This window comes from Paenibacillus sp. Paensp38 (assembly GCF_059491915.1).
On sequence record NZ_CP168516.1, the window covers coordinates 1,417,711 to 1,431,330 of the forward strand.

Consider the following 13,620-nt stretch of genomic DNA (forward strand, 5'->3'; position numbering starts at 1 on the left):
ATTTGTAATATATTAGTGGTGATTCATCTGATTTAATATTAAAAATTCTACCTATTATTCCGATACTCTTAATAGACAAAAAAATGAAATTAAAGGAGTCTTTCTAAAATGAGTCAACATCCTTACACTATCGAAGTAGATCAAGCCATGAAAACGGTATATATGGCGGTGAATGGAGTGTTTAGCCAGGAGGAGTATGATAGCTTTGTAAAAGATTATGTAGCCAAAACCTCATCCATTCAGGCGTCCAGCTTTACACTCAAGGTAGATTGTACCCAGATGGCACTTTTGGGTCCGGGAGAAGTGGAAAAATTGAAGGGCTCATTTGTACGTTATAAAGAAACCGGATTTGCCAAAGTAATCTTTGGTATCAGCCTTCAACAAACCATTATTAAAATGCAGCTTGGTCGAGTAGCACGCGAAGCAGGATTAAACAACGTAGATATTGTTGTACAATAATGCGCTGACGTATGTGTAAGGGGGAAGCCTGATGAGCCATATCAAAATAAAAGCACTGGGTGTGTACCATCCGTCCCATTCGTTGGATAACGAATACTATGTTCGCCATTTTGACGAGCGGGGCAAGGATATTCGACGCTTCATGGAGCATATGGGCAGAAGAGAGCGTTATATCATTGATGACCCGAACGAAAACGGTTTAACCATGGGAATTGCGGCTGCACAAAAAGCTCTGGAACAGGCTGGTATGACAGGCCGTGACGTGGATATGATCGTGTTCTCCACTCAAGTTCCTGAGTCACTGTTTCCGATGAATGCCTTGTTTGTTCACCATGTGATTGGGGCCAGACATGATGTGGCCGTGATGGATTCCAACGCGAATTGTGCAGGGATGACAGTCGCTGTCGATCAAGCCAGTCGGTCGATGTTATCTAATCCTGACGTGCGGACAGCACTTATTATCGGGTCGGATTTTAATTCACTCATTTCCGGTCCGGAGGATGAGATTACTTATGCGAACTATGGAGATGCTGCATGTGCGGTTATTTTGGAGCGTACAGAAGAAGACACCGGATTTATAGATTCTATGTATTTTACGGACCCAGTCAATATAGATAAAATTTTGTACCCGGCTCAGGGGTTAGCGGCAACACTCCAAAGGAATGCCCCCGGAAAATATATTCAGTGGCTTCCGTTCGATGCTAATATGGCCTTGCCTCCTACATTTGATCTGCTTGAACGCATTTTAAAAAAGAATGGGCTATCGCCTCAGGATGTACGGGCTTATTGTCTGTCTCAGTTCTCGTTAGCAAATGTATTAAAGATTCAGGATCACTTGGAGCTAGAGGATACCCAAATGATTTATGTGGGTGATCGATATGGTTACACAGGAACCAGTAGCCCGTTCATTGCTCTACATGAAGGTATTGAATCGGGTCGTATCCGGCGCGGTGATTATGTGCTGTTCTGGACGATTGGAGCTGGGTATCAGCTGGTTGCTATGTTGTTTAAATATTAGTTATGCGAAGACCTTGCAGCTGCAAGGTCTTTTTGTGTATCACACAATGACAATTGTAATGATTTGGTTGTGTTATGTTTGATTATTTTGTAAAATTTAAACATTGAATTCATAAGGGAGAGCTTATATTGCGGACATCGGATAGCATGATAATTATGACAGAAAACATAGCACACATTTCATAATAGGAGCTGAAGGGTCATTAAGATCGAAAATTTATTTTATGGAGAACGAATAAAGCTGGCCGCAGTCAGGGAAGAAGATGCCGAAGTGATGTTCAAATGGGGTGAGGATGCGAAGTATCTGCGAAATGTAGATACGGATTTAGCGCTTCCTTACACGTTGAAACAGATGGAGTCAGAAGGATCTCCCAGATCTAACGAGGTCTATTTTCGATTAAGAACATTGGCAGATGATGTCCTGATCGGATTTGTTGCTATCCACGGGATTGAGTGGAATAATCGCAGCGGACAACTGGCAATAGGTATAGGTAATACGGAGTACCGTGGCAAGGGCTTTGGGGCAGAAGCTGTAGGTCTCATTCTTCGGTATGCGTTTTATGAGCTCAATTTAAATCGGGTCGGCTTGGATGTGATTGAGTACAATACACAAGCGATCCGAACTTATGAGAAGGCGGGGTTCCAGCTTGAGGGTAGAGTTCGTTCCGCTGTTCTTCGTGATGGCAACAGTTATGATCGTATCATGATGGGTATCCTGTATTCTGAATGGAGCTCGACTGTTCAAGTATAATAGATACACAATTTGTTCATAAAATATTCCATAATAAGCCTTTTAATAATGTGAAAAGAGGTTTATAGTTAAGGGGTCACATGCCCAAATGGTTATTAATTTGAGTATGAGTCAAAGCTGAGGAGGAATTTACATGGCAAACGTTGTAAGATCCATCACTTCACCCAAGAAATTTATTTCTGGACAAAATCTGCTCTCGTCGTTAAATGACTATATTAAGGATTATGGCGATAAAGCCTTTGTTATCTGCGATGAGTTCATACTTGAAAGGGCCCAAAAGGAGGCAGGCGCTTCAATTGAAGCAGCTGGTAACCAAGTGGTCTTCGAGAAATTCCAATATGAATGTACAAAAGAAGAGATTGATCGTAACCGCGAATTGGTGCGTAAACATGGTTCGAACATTATCATAGGCATTGGCGGGGGAAAAACATTGGATACCGCTAAGGCAACGGCTTATTATGAAAAGCTGCCTGTTGTTATTTTCCCAACGATTGCTTCTACAGATGCTCCTTGTACCGCGCTTGCGGTTATATACAAAAAAGATGGCTCTTTTGATGAATATCTGTTCCTGCCTACTAATCCAGACGTTGTACTGGCGGATACAGGCATTCTGGCAGCAGCGCCTGCACGTTTCTTTGCAGCTGGAATCGGTGATGCACTGGCCACTTATTTTGAAGCTCGTGCTTGCTATCAGGCCAACGGGGATAACCTGGTTCTGAACAAGCCTTCCACTACAGGGCTGGGACTTGCTCGTCTTTGTTATGATACGTTGCTGGAAAATGCTGTGAAGGCCAAACGTGCTGTGGATCGTAAAGTATATACTCGTGCGGTGGAGGATACGATTGAAGCTACCATTTATCTGAGCGGTGTTGGTGCAGAATCAGGTGGATTGGCAGCAGCACACGCCATTCATAATGGTATGACGGCTGTTCCTTCGCTTCATAAAGCACAGCATGGTGAGAAAGTCACATTCGGTTTGTTAACCCAGCTAGTGCTGGAAAATGCACCGAAAGAAGAACTGGAAACCGTGATTAAACTGGTTAAGGATGTAGGCCTTCCATTGACACTTCGTGACTTGGGTGTAGAGGAATTTGTTGAGGCTGAATGGCGCCAAGTGGCTGAAGCTGCTTGTGCATCGAATGATACAATGGTCAACATGCCGTTCCCGGTTAGTCCTGCTGACGTGTACAATGCAATCATTGCAGCGAATGCAATAGCAGAATCCTATCAAGAATAGTTTCTTCCTAAATCACGAAAATGGGTTTGCAAAAACGGGTCTGTCACATCACTGGCAGACCCGTTTCGTGTACGTGCACTACATGTGAAACGAAAGAAGGATACCAGGGACTTATATCCTATCTTGTTCTGACCGATATACATGTAACAGGGAAATTAGGTTGGTTACACAGCAGGAGGAGATTTGATGTTGGTGCATGGTAAAACACGTAGGGGCAACTTGTACATCCATATGTCCAGCGGTTTTCACAAAATTGGAGATTATCGGGAAGAATACTCTGTAGCACCGGGTGATCGGCTGATGTCTAGACTGTCCAAGCGGATCTACACCATTGTATCCGTACATCTTGGAGAAGAGGCATATGCCGATATTGATCTAGAAGAGGTTATCAGGAATAGTTAGAGAACTTTATTTGGATTTTGGTATAAAAAAGCTTTCACTTTGCTTCTAGAGCGAAGTGAAAGCTTTTTTCTTTCAGTCCAGAGATTCATGAAGAAGGTCTCGTGTAATGATATTATTTTGGTTCATAAAATGTCTGATTGCTGCTTGTGAATTGGTTGCCGACAGTTCCTTACCCCATGTCATGGCATAGGCCCAGGCTGGCTGGTTCTGCAGCACCTTCGCACTCGGCAGAATATTACTTTCTCCGATTCCCATAGGCTTGCCCTGCGCAAGCTTTAGTAATTCGGTGTAGTAAGAGGATTTGTAATCATTGTTATAGATATCAGCTGCAAGAATATCTACCCGGTTAATACCTGGGAAGGAAAGATCATAAGGAGTGCTATATGCGTTTGGGGCATTGGGACTCCACACCCACAACAGGTTATCCAGATGATGGACATGAGTAAATCGATCATACATTAAATTCCACAACTTGGCGTAATTTTGCTTGTCTCCCCACCAAAACCAGTTGCCGTTCATTTCATGATAGGGCCTCCATAAAACAGGTACATCCGCGTCTCGTAAGGTCTTAAGGGACAGAGCCACCTCATCCAGATCGGCGATCAGTTGTTTATATTGCGGGGTACCTGGCGTGATGTAACGATTAAATTCAGCTTGAGTAATTTTTGCTTGTACGTTTTTCCACGTTTTGGGTTTGCCCGGTAGCGCCTGATGGAAGGTAACAGCTACGATTCCGCCGCCCCGACTCCATTGGATAGCACTATTCACAACATGCTGACGTTGCTCTCGTAGGGCCGTAAGAGACTGATTGGCTAATCCTCCAAACTCATAGCCGTGAAGCCCTGCGTATTGTCCGCTGATTTGTTGTAGCTTGTTATTTTGTTCATCCGGTGCCTCTAAGTAATCATGCTGCCCGGAAATTAGCATACCATCCGGTACATTAGATAGGTAGGCAAGTAATTGCTTGGCTTTGGCAGAGGCCTGAACATTAATTGGCGGGGCGGCATCGGCAACAATGAACGATTGCTGAGAGCCGCTGAAGAGTAAAACAAGCATTAGCAGTAGCACCCTCTGTAACCAAAAGCGTGTTGAGTGAGATTTCATGGCGCTCCTCCTTTGATGCATGGTAATGGGATTAGTATTTTTCTTTTTGCTTTCTAAGCTGTATATAGGCACTAATAATAATCACCAGCAGACTAATCATGGCCCATCCATTGAATTCCTGTGAGTGTATCCAGTTGTCCCATACAAGGAAGCCTAAAATTACAACGAGCAAACTCATTGTGAGATACATTTTGGTTTGTGCTGGACGTTGAGTGCGTTTCGAAATCCAATGTATGATGCCGAAAACGATGGCTGCCTGAAATAAAAATATACCCATTATCATTAAACTTGCTAAAAAGATTGGGGACATCGGTATCCTCCTCCTGGGTTTACAAACAGAATATGCAGGTTGTAAACGGAATGTGGATTCTTGGATGTGAATTTAATTGCAAGTTGAGTAAACAATTGAGCACTGGTTACGATCTTGAACAAGTTGACTAAATTATACCATAACTACCGTCCTGCAATGAAAGACGTCTAAATACCCACTCTACCTTGATTCGACATCAGACTTTATATTCAGCGAAATATTGACATAAGGGGGTACACTTCACATATATGAAGATGCAATCAGAAATATGTGGTAAGTATATACATAAAAGCAACGCGAAATCGACGGAAAAGTTTGGTATGATTAAAGTGGATTGAAAAGGAGGTACTCTTATGAATGAAGAAAACAGACCCTTCTCTAGATCAGCAGATGCTGAAGGAGCAAAAGCGAACTTTGATGCCAATCAGCGGAAGCTTCACTCCGAGGGAGTGCCTAGCTTATGGCGTCAGGTCAGCAACCTGCTGATTCTGGTTGGTGTGATTGCATTGATTATCATTTTAGGTCGAGTGCTCTAATGAGATATCCCAAAAAAATCAAAAAAAATTTAAAGAATTAGGGATGTGAAATGGTGCTAAAGGCAGCTTTACTTTTTATATTGGCTGGCATCGCTGAAATTGGAGGAGGATATTTGATTTGGCAGTGGCTGCGGGAAGGGAAGACATGGTATGTCGGACTTTGCGGCGGATTAATTTTAGCTGTGTATGGAATTATTGCTACCTTTCAGGTATTTTCCTCCTTTGGGCGTGTATATGCAGCATATGGTGGTGTCTTTATTGTTCTTTCCATTGCATGGGGCTGGTGGATTGATAAAAAGACACCCGACTTGTACGATTTCATTGGTGGATTGATTTGTTTGGTCGGTATAGCTGTAATCCTGTTTCCGCGATCAGGATGATAGGACGAAAAACCCTTTTTTTATTTTTTAAAAACATGACTATAGGTCTACAAAAACAAGCTTCATATTCCGAAATAGAACTTAAGGAGGGGGTTCTATGAACTGGAATCAAATGAAGCTTAGATTGAAATTTGGCAGTACCATGCCAAAGAATGAAGGTAATTTCTCTTTTGGTATCATGTGTGGACTCTTAATCAGCATCGTGCTGTGGATCTCGATCATTGGCTGGATCATGCTGATCTTTAAGTGATTTTACGAAATCGCTGTACATATCAAAACAAATGCATTAAGGGCTACTTTAAACCTATGTCCTATTACCCATGCTTTATTTTGTGAAATCGTTACGTAACTTGTCTATCCCGCGACCTATGGCTTCATCGATCATATCAGTAGCAGCAGGTGTATCTGCATCAGTGTCAGGAATGCGATTAAATCCTGGCTCGCGCTTGTCCAGGGATTGTTTATGTTCAATTTGATCGTCAGTACGATTCTTTTCAGAGTTATTATCTCTCATAGCACATCACAGCTCCTTTTATTAGGTACATTCAGCTTCTATACTTTACATAAACGTTTGTACTCCAGACTAAACGTTGATAAAAATAAAACCGGGGGGAGTAAATCCCGCCCGGCACTTCCCAAACAACTAGCGATGCTCAATCAGATCAATCGCTCCCAGAACAACATGAGCCAGTCCGAAACCGAGAATGCCTGTAGCTGCAAGTTTGTACTTACTGCTCAGCAACACAGCGCCTGAAGCCGATACTACCGTTCCAAGAACAGCTGGAATCATACCTTCACGCATTCGTAACACCCCTTCTGGTAGTTTGGAAAGACGTTTATTAGTGTAATTCAAATGTGCATAAGTTATACAAAAAGAAAATTTTATTATTTTTTTTAAAAAACACTTTACAATCCGATGAAATTATCGTATTATATGTTGGTGCCCGGTTGAACGACATTTACATAGCGAGAACACTTCTGTGTTTCTCAGATACTTGTAAGACAAGTAAGTGTAAAGAGTAGCGTTCCTAAGATTATGCCGGGGTGGCGGAATTGGCAGACGCACAGGACTTAAAATCCTGCGGTAGGTGACTACCGTACCGGTTCGATCCCGGTCCTCGGCACTATCGTTTTTATTTTGGACCCCTTGATTATCAAGGGGTTTTTTATTTTTTAGTGATTGAAATCCTCGTTTCCATATCACAGGATCACAGGGAGTGAGCGCCTTTTTCGCTCCTGGGGACGGATTGGGGACGAACTTTTGGATCGAAGACATCTAGGTGTGCTGTTGTTTTACGACTAAGCTTCTTGGTGATGTGAGCATAGGTATCTGAAGACACCTGAGATGTGGAATGTCGTATCGATGTTGAATCTCCTTGATAGATGCTCCCTAGCCAAGCAAATACGTTGCATTTGTATGGCGGAGATCATGAAGTGATACATTACGGAAGCTGTGCCGCTCACACCAGTTTTTCCACTGCTGGGACGGCGTTGTATGGTAATAGGGTTTCCCTGTACCTGAATGAAAAACAAAGTTACGATCCCCGCCTTTCCATGTCCCATTTGCCTTTGTCTCAAACCTTAATTTCCGCATGCTTTTAACATGGACGGCCAGTTCCTCCATGTACCATTGTGGCATATCTACATAATCGTTAGATGCTTCATTCTTGGTAACTGTAATGTCCGCCTGGCCATTTTTGGTGCTGTCAACCGAATACGGGATTTTGTCACCAACGACTATGGACGGGGGACGAAACGAAACAAGAAAAGTGAAAATGGACTCAGGATGCCAGAAGTAAATTAGACCGTAAGGGCTTAAGCCTTTGCGGTCTTTATTGTAGGTGTCTAAAGTTCTAGACTGAAAAATAAAGTAATAGTCTGAATGAGAAATTATCTAAGATTAATACATTGGTCTCCTCATCAAGATACCAACCAGGTGTTTATCGTGCTCGAAGAAGAGATGTTCATTGATTTCCGCGATAGCCAAGTAAAGATTTCCCAAGATGTTGTTTATTGTACCAAGGGTGTCGAACACAAAACTTTCGCTAACCAGGAGTATCATATCATGTTAGTAGAGCCCAGGGGCGTAGTAAACACTGGCGAGACTGAGTCAGAATTAACAGCAGTCAATGATATTTGGATCTAATGCATTTAGCTTCAGTTCGATTACATCGTTAAAGTAACGGGACACGATAGTTCAACTTCACTTGCTGCTATGACGAGAACCGGATTCCCCTGTAAGGGTCCGGTTTTTTCTGCAACGCATTGCTTAGCGTACGATTTTTTCCGTTTCGTGAGGTGCCCCCTATATCGTGAGTACCATCGGGAAATTCTCCAGCTACACGATATTCTTCATTCGCGCCATTTCTATTGCTTCTTCGCGGTTGTTGACGCCGAGTTTTGAGTAGAGAATCGAGCAGTAATTGCGGATCGTTCCCTCCGATAAAAATAGCTTGGCGGCGATCGATTTGTAGCGCAGTCCGCTCAACAGATGCTCCAGAATCTCCATCTCGCGTTTCGTAAGCCCGTACGGGTAGTTTCCCTGACTTGAACCGATTTTCTCCAACTGCTCACGTTGACGCTTCATCTCTTCGAAAACTCGCGTAGCGACCGATTGGTCGATCCAGATTCCTCCATTATAAATAAGTTTCAAGGCTTCCTTCATCTCAATTTCCGAATGATTCAGACTATCATGCAATATAACTTCCCGATCCGTCAAGCGACAGAGGGTGGGGTAACTGCGGTTAGAACGTAGTTTAGCAAGCACGTCATATAAGACAGTTGACAGTTTGTCATGCGGTATATGTGACAGGTCCAAGTCAATGTCATCAAAAGCTTGGCGGTTTTATCACTGTTCGATTTAACAGTATCGGAGGTAAGATGAGGGGGTAAAGCAGAACAAGATTCTAAAATAATAGGAGCGATTGCGTTATGAAATCATTCACCATTCGAAAAGGAGTTGCACTTACTATAATAGCTATATTGGAGACGGATTCCTAACGCTGCTCTTTAACGATTCGCTACTTCAGGGATTTGAACTCACGTTCTTATTCAGCTGTACATTTCTTACAGGTGGTACGCAGAACTGAATGAATTGTTTAGCTTCGGCCGTAAGAGGGCGACGAATCCTTAGGTTGCGGGGTTTGTTGAAGAAGATGTCTATGAGGGGACTTTCCGTCATTTTCCCGGCACGCGCTGCACACTGCTTTAATTGAAGGTTTCCGATCAGCATCGTACCGATGTGATTCGGGTCATCCGGACTTTTCAGAAGGAGAAGCCATCTTATCAGTATTACCTGATTGGATTGTTAGGAGTGCAAATGAATCTCAACTAGCATGTAACGAAATTATTTTTGGTCGCACTTATATATCAGATTAAACTTGAGCGATCAGCGATGTGCATCAAATTGAGTGAAGGCCCCCCTCAAGACGGGCCACCATCCAGTACCTCAGCCCGGATGCTTTTTTGGTTAAATCCTCTATCATAAAGTAACAAAAATAAGGAATTCACATAGGAATATTATTTCAGTTGGACAATTTCAATAAAATTTGTCGATTAAAATAAGAATGAGGGATGATTGGATCAATGTTGCTTCGTTTACGCAAATCTTCAATGCAGGCGGCCTGGATGGTGTGGGAAAGAGGGTTCGATTGGATTTCACGCTTTCGCGGCTCGCATACATCGCACTTTGGAATTTGCAAAGTCATGATTAAGAAACACCGAGGGGAGAGTATCGTCTGTGCGGACTCCACGATCATCAATAAAGGCGATCTGGTCGGGGAACTCCATCTCAATAATGAAACGATTCTGACGCTGATCAAATCCGAAGACTCAGACCGCGCAGCGCTCATGACGGCCCGGCTTACACGGAAATCCATGCAGCAGATCAGCGAGGCATTCGCAAGTCAGCCGGAGTTCAGAGAGGTGAAGGCGTTAGTCGGCGTTACGCTGCTTCATCGTGGTTTGATACATGGTCTTGGTTTCGAACAACAACCGATGAAATCCGATCTGTTCCAACGCATTACAACGGCTTATCTCCGATTATTGTTATCCGTCATGCACCCTGAAGGCAAGAAGCGGATTGGCCGCAAGACCGAAAAATTGATACCGATGATGCTGATTCACTCCCGCAGCTCGCTGAGGAACCGATTTATGACGGTGAAGTGACGGTCCGTTTCAAAGGAGTTATGTCTACCCAAATCAAGCTCCAATTAATTAAAAAAAAGAAACTAAGAGCGTGGTGAGTAAGTTCCTGGAGGGCGGTATGGAGTTGGAAACACAGCGATTGGAAACCCATACCGCCCGGAGGCAACCTATTTTTCATTGTGCTCTGTAACAAAGGCGGGATAGGCATTCATGGATAAAATTATGGGATTTTTACAGAACTTTGGAGCGACGGGACTTTTCATTCACGCTATGCTCGATGCGATTATTTTCCCCATCCCGGCGTTCTTCCTGCAGCTTTCTTTAAGCGCGGTGCAACCGGAGTCGGCTTTATGGCTCGCTACGGTTGGCTTTGCAGGAAGTCTGCTTGGGACACCGATCGGTTATGGGATCGGCAAGGTGTCGGGAAAGCATGTTATGGGTGGTGTAATGAAGAAAAAATGGCTGGATTCGGCAAGCGACTTATTTGCCCGCCGCGGCGAGGCTGCAATCCTGATCGGATCGTTCACTCCGATCCCATTTAAAATATTTACGATTTTATCTGGATGCATGAATTATCCATTGTGGAAGCTGCTCAGCTATGCGGCCATTGGCCGGGCGGTGAAGTTTTATGTAGTCGGTTTTCTCTTCTATATATATGGCCGCGCGGCAGAGAATATGGTGAACCAAGTTCTCACGATTACGCTGGTGGGCATTGGTGTTGCGATTGCGGCAATATGGTTCTTGATACGGAAGCTGTGCGAGCGGAGGAAGATAAGGGATGAACATCAACCGATCGAAAAAACAGGGAATGGAGGCGGAAAACAGGATGCAGTGGATAAGGCGAATTGATCAAACGATGTTCTTCTGGTGCAACCAGCGGCTGAGCAGTAGGGCAATGGACCGATTGTTCGGATGGATTACCCATTTGGGCGGAGCTTTGTTTACCATCATTTGCGCCGTGTCCTTGGCATGGTTCGCCGAGGGGGAGTTCAGCAGAATCGGGCTGCAAAGCTTGATCGCACTGGCCGTTAGCCATATCATTGCTGTCCTGATCAAGAGAAAGGTGCGCAGAGACCGGCCTTTCCGCAAGTTGGAGCAGGTGAAGGTAGGCAAATTCCCGTTGAAGGATTATTCCTTCCCATCCGGCCATACTACCGCTATTTTCGCCCTGGTTACACCTTTTATGTTGGCCTCATCGCCGGCAATTATGCTTGTCTTGATTGGTCTGGCCTTGTTGGTGGCCATATCCCGGGTTTATTGGGGCTATCACTATCCGATCGATTGTGTGGCTGGTGGGATGGTCGGATTCCTAACGGCGGTGCTGGTTGTTTTGTTCATGCATAGTTAAATTTCACGAGGGAGGCGATTGTTGATGAATAGCATGAAACGGGAAAAGCTGCTGATTCTGTCCGGCGCGCTCGGGGATGGACATATGCAGGCGGCCAAGGCGATTTTAGAGGCATCGGTGCTGTACAAACAGGGAGTAGAGGTGATCGACTTCATGCAATGGATCCATCCCCGCATGCATGTCGTTGAACGGTATTGCTTCCTGCAATGGGTGAAGCATTTTCCTTCCTCATACGGATATATGTATCAGAAGACCCGGACGGACAGTACACTTACTTTCTTCCTGAAGCATTTTCTCACGACCAGCCTGCAGCGGCTGCTCAAACTTCTGAATGAGGAACAGCCGACGTTGATTGTCAGCACGTTCCCGCTGGCATCAGCCGCCATTTCCTTGCTTAAGGAAAAAGGGATGACGGATCTGCCTGCGGCAACGGTCATTACCGACCATTCCGATCACAGCTATTGGATACATCCGTCTACGGATCTGTATCTGGTTGGCTCCGAAGGCGTGCGTGCAGCTCTGCAGAGAAAAGGCGTTGCTGACCACAAAATCGCTGTAACGGGCATCCCTGTTCGCCCATCCTACAGTCAGCATGACAATAAAGACCGGCTGCGCGAGAAGCTGGCCTTGGCTCTTGACGCCTTTGTCGTGCTGGTGATGGGTGGCGGCTGCGGGATTATTGATAAATCCTTCATCGAGCAAATGCAATCTGACTCTTTTCCCCCTAACGTGCAATTTGTCATCGTATGCGGACGCAATGTGAAGCTGCTGTACCGCCTGCGTGAAGCGTTGGGAGACAGGGATAACGTCATACTGACAGGCTTCCTGGAGGGAATCCATGAATGGATGGCGTCCGCAGACGTATTGATTACCAAGCCGGGCGGACTGACGACCTCCGAAGCGCTGGCGCTCCAGCTTCCCATGCTGCTGCTGGAGCCACGGCTGGGGCAGGAAAAGGATAATGCGGGTTATTTGATTCAAGCGGGAGTAGCGTATCTATGTCAGATTGACAATTTGCAGGATCAGCTTCAGCGGCTGGTTCAACAGCCTTCCCTATTGGAAGAAATGAGGGAGAAGGCAGGGCTGTGCAGACAGCAGGATTCCGCCAGACATGCGGTCATGCAAATTCTGAGCATGCAGAGCGATACACAGGAAGAAAAATGGGTTTGCTCCTTGCAGCAGTATGCTTAAGCTTAATTTTCACTAAGGAGGATAAAGACGTTGCTTGTTAAATATTTGTTGATTGGGCTCATAGGCTTCATCAGTCTGTATATGATAATTCCTAGTTTTCTGCCAAGAATGATCAAATTTGGAGCCTTTCGTAAGGGAACGACCAAGAACCAGGTAGCGTTCACGTTCGACGATGGGCCGCATCCGAGGTATACACCGGAATTATTGGATTTATTGCAGGATTATCAAGTGAAGGCCACATTCTTCGTGCTTGGCTCGCAGGCGGAGCTGCACCCGGATCTGATCAGAAGAATGGACCGTGAAGGTCATCAGATTGGAATCCACAATTACAATCACATCTCCAATTGGCTGATGCTTCCCTGGACGGTGCGGCGTGATCATATGAAACGGACCGCAGATATTATTGAATCCATAATTGGAAAAAGGCCGGATCACTATCGTCCGCCGTGGGGGCTCATGAACGCTTTCGATTTCTTTCATCCCAAATCGTACCGCATTGTACTCTGGTCCTTGAAGGCGGGGGACTGGCGCAGCAGAAGCTGCCGCAAGAAACTGAAGGCAACGCTGCTGAACGGAATTACGGACGGATCTGTTATTTTGCTGCATGACAGCGGAGATTCGCCGGGAGCGGACCGTCACGCGCCATATTTTATGCTTCGGGCTCTGGAGGAAGTACTGCATCAATTACAGGGACGCAACTTGCAATTCGTTCGTCTGGATGAAATGGCTTGACAAAGGA

At 44.9% G+C, this 13,620-nt stretch carries 17 protein-coding genes, 1 tRNA gene and 1 pseudogene; 14 read left to right on the forward strand and 5 right to left on the reverse strand.

The features are described 5' to 3' along the window. The first annotated feature begins 108 nt into the window (after nt 1-108). The 5 genes from ACEN8J_RS06405 (at nt 109) to ACEN8J_RS06425 (ending at nt 3,866) form a co-directional block, all read left to right on the forward strand. The gene (locus tag ACEN8J_RS06405) at nt 109-459 is read left to right on the forward strand and encodes a hypothetical protein (RefSeq protein WP_318627878.1); all 351 of its coding nucleotides are present in this window, start codon (nt 109-111) and stop codon (nt 457-459) included. 31 nt (nt 460-490) lie between these two features. Further along, nucleotides 491-1,477 (forward strand): ketoacyl-ACP synthase III, encoded by a 987-nt coding sequence (locus ACEN8J_RS06410; protein WP_495594353.1) that lies wholly within the window; start codon nt 491-493, stop codon nt 1,475-1,477. Between the two features lie 201 nt (nt 1,478-1,678). Next, on the forward strand, nt 1,679-2,227 hold the full coding sequence (locus ACEN8J_RS06415; RefSeq protein WP_029517712.1) for a GNAT family N-acetyltransferase: 549 nt from the start codon (nt 1,679-1,681) through the stop codon (nt 2,225-2,227). Nucleotides 2,228-2,360: 133 nt separating this feature from the next. Beyond that, on the forward strand, nt 2,361-3,464 hold the full coding sequence (locus ACEN8J_RS06420) for a glycerol dehydrogenase (protein ID WP_029517711.1): 1,104 nt from the start codon (nt 2,361-2,363) through the stop codon (nt 3,462-3,464). A 186-nt stretch (nt 3,465-3,650) separates the two neighbouring features. Next, nucleotides 3,651-3,866 (forward strand): hypothetical protein, encoded by a 216-nt coding sequence (locus ACEN8J_RS06425; RefSeq protein ID WP_013311038.1) that lies wholly within the window; start codon nt 3,651-3,653, stop codon nt 3,864-3,866. 72 nt (nt 3,867-3,938) lie between these two features. On the opposite strand, the gene ACEN8J_RS06430 is transcribed toward ACEN8J_RS06425, so the two are convergent. Beyond that, nucleotides 3,939-4,970, reverse strand: coding sequence for a glycosyl hydrolase (locus ACEN8J_RS06430; protein ID WP_029517710.1), 1,032 nt, complete (start codon nt 4,968-4,970; stop codon nt 3,939-3,941). 31 nt (nt 4,971-5,001) lie between these two features. Then, the gene (locus tag ACEN8J_RS06435; protein ID WP_029517709.1) at nt 5,002-5,280 is read right to left on the reverse strand and encodes a hypothetical protein; all 279 of its coding nucleotides are present in this window, start codon (nt 5,278-5,280) and stop codon (nt 5,002-5,004) included. A 353-nt stretch (nt 5,281-5,633) separates the two neighbouring features. Between ACEN8J_RS06435 and ACEN8J_RS06440 the strand changes: the two genes are divergently transcribed. From ACEN8J_RS06440 to ACEN8J_RS06450, 3 genes are all read left to right on the forward strand, one after another. Then, nucleotides 5,634-5,816: a hypothetical protein gene (locus tag ACEN8J_RS06440; RefSeq protein ID WP_029517708.1), complete on the forward strand. Its 183-nt coding sequence runs from the start codon at nt 5,634-5,636 to the stop codon at nt 5,814-5,816. 53 nt (nt 5,817-5,869) lie between these two features. Next, nucleotides 5,870-6,196, forward strand: coding sequence for a YnfA family protein (locus tag ACEN8J_RS06445; RefSeq protein WP_029517707.1), 327 nt, complete (start codon nt 5,870-5,872; stop codon nt 6,194-6,196). Between the two features lie 97 nt (nt 6,197-6,293). Next, nucleotides 6,294-6,446, forward strand: a complete 153-nt coding sequence (locus ACEN8J_RS06450) for a hypothetical protein (protein WP_165149143.1) — start codon at nt 6,294-6,296, stop codon at nt 6,444-6,446. 75 nt (nt 6,447-6,521) lie between these two features. On the opposite strand, the gene ACEN8J_RS06455 is transcribed toward ACEN8J_RS06450, so the two are convergent. Further along, nucleotides 6,522-6,710, reverse strand: a complete 189-nt coding sequence (locus ACEN8J_RS06455) for a hypothetical protein (protein WP_023989396.1) — start codon at nt 6,708-6,710, stop codon at nt 6,522-6,524. A 129-nt stretch (nt 6,711-6,839) separates the two neighbouring features. Beyond that, entirely contained in the window at nt 6,840-6,998 is a 159-nt protein-coding gene (locus tag ACEN8J_RS06460; RefSeq protein WP_013311032.1) for a hypothetical protein, read from the reverse strand. Nucleotides 6,999-7,234: 236 nt separating this feature from the next. On the opposite strand from ACEN8J_RS06460, the gene ACEN8J_RS06465 reads away from it, so the two are divergent. Further along, nucleotides 7,235-7,320, forward strand: a tRNA-Leu gene (locus ACEN8J_RS06465). 1,214 nt (nt 7,321-8,534) lie between these two features. On the opposite strand, the pseudogene ACEN8J_RS06470 reads toward ACEN8J_RS06465, so the two are convergent. Next, nucleotides 8,535-8,864, reverse strand: a pseudogene (locus ACEN8J_RS06470) (response regulator transcription factor); the annotation flags it as partial. Between the two features lie 917 nt (nt 8,865-9,781). Between ACEN8J_RS06470 and ACEN8J_RS06475 the strand changes: the two are divergent. The 5 genes from ACEN8J_RS06475 to ACEN8J_RS06495 all read left to right on the forward strand — a co-directional run bounded on the left by ACEN8J_RS06475 (nt 9,782) and on the right by ACEN8J_RS06495 (nt 13,613). Then, complete coding sequence (locus ACEN8J_RS06475) at nt 9,782-10,363, forward strand: YkoP family protein (RefSeq protein WP_049816996.1); 582 nt, start codon at nt 9,782-9,784, stop codon at nt 10,361-10,363. 189 nt (nt 10,364-10,552) lie between these two features. Continuing rightward, nucleotides 10,553-11,191, forward strand: a complete 639-nt coding sequence (locus ACEN8J_RS06480; RefSeq protein WP_495594354.1) for a YqaA family protein — start codon at nt 10,553-10,555, stop codon at nt 11,189-11,191. Continuing rightward, nucleotides 11,169-11,690, forward strand: coding sequence for a phosphatase PAP2 family protein (locus tag ACEN8J_RS06485; RefSeq protein WP_039272208.1), 522 nt, complete (start codon nt 11,169-11,171; stop codon nt 11,688-11,690). The genes ACEN8J_RS06480 and ACEN8J_RS06485 overlap by 23 nt, the downstream gene beginning before the upstream one ends. Nucleotides 11,691-11,714: 24 nt before the next feature. Beyond that, entirely contained in the window at nt 11,715-12,881 is a 1,167-nt protein-coding gene (locus tag ACEN8J_RS06490) for an MGDG synthase family glycosyltransferase (RefSeq protein WP_209949530.1), read from the forward strand. Between the two features lie 30 nt (nt 12,882-12,911). After that, complete coding sequence (locus ACEN8J_RS06495) at nt 12,912-13,613, forward strand: polysaccharide deacetylase family protein (RefSeq protein ID WP_029517702.1); 702 nt, start codon at nt 12,912-12,914, stop codon at nt 13,611-13,613. Nucleotides 13,614-13,620: the final 7 nt, after the last annotated feature.